Annotated in this window: 1 pseudogene; it reads left to right on the forward strand. The window is 54.8% G+C overall.

Features of this window, described 5'->3' with window-relative positions:
• Positions 1-81: 81 nt before the first annotated feature.
• Positions 82-551: pseudogene (locus tag NKH05_RS33040) on the forward strand (transposase); the annotation flags it as partial.

Here is a 551-nt window from a genome sequence, read left to right on the forward strand (position 1 = left end):
AGAAGATCCTATGGGCGACTGGATAGCAGCCACCGCTCTTGCGAATGTGTGGTTGTTACAAACACCACTCGGGAGCCAGGCATGCAAACCGGTCAATTTGAAACTTCGATCGCCATTCGCACCGAACTCTGCGCGATCTTCGTGTCGCTGGAATTGAGCAGAACACGGTGGTTGATCACATCTCTTTCGCCGGGAGGGGGAGAGAAAATGTCGAAGCACTCAGTTCTGGGAGGCGATGTTGCGGATCTCCTGAAAAGGCTCGCAGAACTCCAACAGAAGGGGCGATCGCGCACCGGCAAAACGTATCCCGTGGTCGTTATCCAAGAAGCCGGTCTCGACGGATTCTGGATCCACCGCACACTTGAGAAGAATGGAATCGAAAGCTGGGTAGTTGATCCTGCTTCGGTTCTGACGTCCCGAAAACATCGGCGGGCGAAGACCGACAAAATTGATGGGGAAACCTTGGTGCGGACGCTTCTGGCCTACAAGCGAGGTGAACCAAGGGTGTGCGATGGTCAGGGTTCCCACTCGTGATGAAGAGGATCGTCGTC

Origin of the sequence: Mesorhizobium sp. M1399 (assembly GCF_040317735.1) — a bacterium.
Lineage (GTDB): Bacteria > Pseudomonadota > Alphaproteobacteria > Rhizobiales > Rhizobiaceae > Mesorhizobium.